Raw genomic sequence first — 2,900 nt, 5'->3', positions numbered from 1 at the left:
GGGAGCGGTCTTCAAGTACACGGGAGCGGTCTTCAAGTACACGGGAGCGGTCTTCAAGTTCCCAGGAGCGGTACTTCAAGTTCCCAGGAGCGGTCTTCGAGTTCCCAGGAGCGGTCTTTGAGTTCCCAGGAACAGTCTCCCTTAAAACTTTTATATAACTTAAATAATTATTCGTATAAAAATCAATATCGAGTTATAAAATACCGGAAAATTACTGGTATTACCTGAAAAGTTTATCAAAAAAAATTGTGAGTTACCCTGAACCGGAATATGGTTTAACTAAGGCAAGCTAGCTCTAGAAGTATCTTAAAGAAATAAATTTATGTCTCGTCTAAAACGCACATCCCGCATTTTAGAAAAAGCTCAGTTAAGATCCGCCGGACTAAAGTCGATTGTTCCAAGCATTAAATTTGATGAAAATCATAATCTGGAAAAACTGATTGAGTCAATTGAGCAGTTACGTAACAAACTTGATGTTTATAATACCGCTCTGTCTGTGGTTGACTCTTCTAGAACTGAAATTGAAGAGATGGAAAAAAACTTGAGTCAGCTTTCTGAGAAAATGCTAATGGTGGTTGCAATCAAGTACGGCAAAGACAGCCGTGAATATGAGATGGCTGGTGGTGTTCGCAATAGCGATCGCATCCGCAAAATCAGGTCAAGCCGCTTGAAAAATGTTACAGAACAAGCCTCAGATGAGAATAGTAAAACTGCATAGTTGTAGAGAATATGCTGTGCCCCTACAGGTGTACTTCACGTAAACGCTGCCAGATATAATATTAGATGATTCACTATTTGGTGCAGTTCAAAATCTGGCTTTTACCGTGCAATATAAAACTGCTCTAGACGAAAGCCAGAGCAGTTTTTGAGATATATAGGGGACTTTTACTGTTGTCCCCAGTTTAATCATATTAAATACCTTTATATAATACTATTCACCTCAAGCTTTGTGCTTTACGCAAAAAACGAATAATCTTTTAGTTGGCATTACAAAATTTAAAAGTAACCGCAAGGCAATCCCAAGTACTACCCCATCCATTAGCGACATACGAGACTTTGAGCAGATGCCTTGGCTTACAAATCGTTATCCCAAAGACATGGTTGCTGGTGATAGCGTGCTGAGTGAGTTAGAAAGAAATCCTCATGTAGAGACGCGATTTATCGCGTCTTAAAAACCAATCATCTACACCAATAACCCTTAACTAAAGCGTATTGGGAGATAGATAACGGGAAAAGTCAGTGTGTGGATAATTTCTGCTACCGCTCCTAAATACTGCAACACCGTGCGGTGTGAAACCGAAGAATTATGACAGTCTACCTGCTACAAAGCTACAAAACGCTTGACCAGCACAGAGTCAGCAACATGAGTAAATTACTTGACAAAAAAAGCAGCAGGTATAAGACACTACTAATTAATCTGGATTTCACTTGATAGAAATGAGTTATACCAATTTTTTATGAAGCTGCATAGAATTCGATCCCCCCTAGCCCCCCTTAATAAAGGGGGAACCGGAAAAACATCTATCAAAGTCCCCCTTTTTAAGGGGGATTTAGGGGGATCAAGATATGTGTAACTTCACATTAAATTGGTATTAGTTTGATTAATTACTGCTCCTGCCAAAGTTTCTAAACTTGAACTTTTTAACATTTAATATAAGTACTTTTATTACATTTGCACTAATCAAGTTTGTAAATCATGAACGATATAATTACTCAACTTAAGTATTAAATAAATAGATTACCAATAGTTTAGGAAAAGCAAAGACGTGAATCGTTTCAAAAAGCTATCCTCAATTGCGTTCCTGTTATTAGCCTTCATTTATCCACCTGCTTTGGCTGAAGCTAAGGATAATACTCCAAATCATGTTCTCAATGAACAGAATATTGACGCGCAGACAAATTTAGTTGGAGAGCAAAGTGAAGAACTTTTGTTAGCTCGACGACGAAATCGAAGACGTTATCATAGACGGCAACGGACTGGAAGATATTATTATCAACGCCAGCGGAATCGACGACATCATTATAGACGGCGCTATCGTTCCATAGGTTATAAAGGACAACGATATCGTCGTGGAGACTGGGAACTTGTGCGTGATCGTCATGGACGATTAATGTATGATTGGCAGCGTTAATAGTAAAATTTGCACCCAATTTTTCCAGAGAATCTTTATGCGTAAATCCTAATTTAGCTAGGTTTGTTTGAGATAAGTAAAATGACTGGAAATGGAAAAGCCTGAACTATATGAAGAAAACTAACTAGGCTAAAACCCTCTTTAATCCTACCTTCTGTCCTTCGGCTTGATGCAGCAATGTAATTGATAATTTAACCCCGATTTCACTGTTAGAGCGTTGCTCCCTGACTAAAGTCCTAATTTTTCTTGAACTACTGCCTCATCTCTAAAGCCGACTAGCACAGCTGTTCCATCTTTGACAAAAAGTGGACGTTTGAGAAGCATTGCATCGTGAGTGAATGCGTCAATCCACTGTTCATCAGTCCAAATCTTTTTTTGATCTCCTAAAGCGCGGTAGGATTGACCAGAGGTATTTCGCATAGGAGCAAAACCCAATGACTTTACCCAGTTTTGAATCATCTCATGGGTTGGCGGAGTATCTTTGGTGTTGATAAACTCATAGTCAATGTTGTTGTGTTGGAGCCACGTTAAAGCTTTTTTGCAAGTGCTGCAATTGGGAATTCCGTAGACTTGAATAGACATAAAACAATTAAACAACAATCTCCATATATGACATAGCTGGTGTAACTTCTGCAATGCTCCTGTCCTTGAATCTCTGTGGTAGAAATACAAAGACGCGATAAATCGCCGTCTCTTGCCTTAGCGATTCATCGCGTCTCTTGCCTTAGCGATTCATCGCGTCTCTTGCCTTAGCGATTCATCGCGTCT

3 protein-coding genes are annotated in these 2,900 nt (G+C 39.2%); 2 read left to right on the top strand and 1 reads right to left on the bottom strand.

From position 1 onward, the window contains the following. Positions 1–322: 322 nt before the first annotated feature. Both ABF638_RS37535 and ABF638_RS37530 read left to right on the top strand, forming a co-directional pair. The gene (locus tag ABF638_RS37535) at positions 323–718 is read left to right on the top strand and encodes a hypothetical protein (protein WP_435027812.1); all 396 of its coding nucleotides are present in this window, start codon (positions 323–325) and stop codon (positions 716–718) included. 1,048 nt (positions 719–1,766) lie between these two features. After that, complete coding sequence (locus ABF638_RS37530) at positions 1,767–2,132, top strand: hypothetical protein (RefSeq protein ID WP_435027811.1); 366 nt, start codon at positions 1,767–1,769, stop codon at positions 2,130–2,132. 228 nt (positions 2,133–2,360) lie between these two features. Here ABF638_RS37530 and ABF638_RS37525 read toward each other — a convergent pair whose 3' ends face one another. Continuing rightward, the gene (locus ABF638_RS37525) at positions 2,361–2,714 is read right to left on the bottom strand and encodes a Spx/MgsR family RNA polymerase-binding regulatory protein (protein ID WP_435027810.1); all 354 of its coding nucleotides are present in this window, start codon (positions 2,712–2,714) and stop codon (positions 2,361–2,363) included. Between the last annotated feature and the right edge of the window lie 186 nt (positions 2,715–2,900).

The sequence above is a fragment of the Nostoc sp. CALU 1950 genome, assembly GCF_051172895.1.
Taxonomy (GTDB): domain Bacteria; phylum Cyanobacteriota; class Cyanobacteriia; order Cyanobacteriales; family Nostocaceae; genus Nostoc; species Nostoc edaphicum_A.
This window is presented reverse-complemented; position numbering and strand designations above follow the sequence as displayed.

Coding starts and splice junctions, on each gene's coding strand:
- ABF638_RS37535 (WP_435027812.1), top strand. CDS start 323: ATGTCTCGTCTAAAACGCACATCCCGCATTTTAGAAAAAGCTCAGTTA.
- ABF638_RS37525 (WP_435027810.1), bottom strand. CDS start 2,714: ATGTCTATTCAAGTCTACGGAATTCCCAATTGCAGCACTTGCAAAAAA.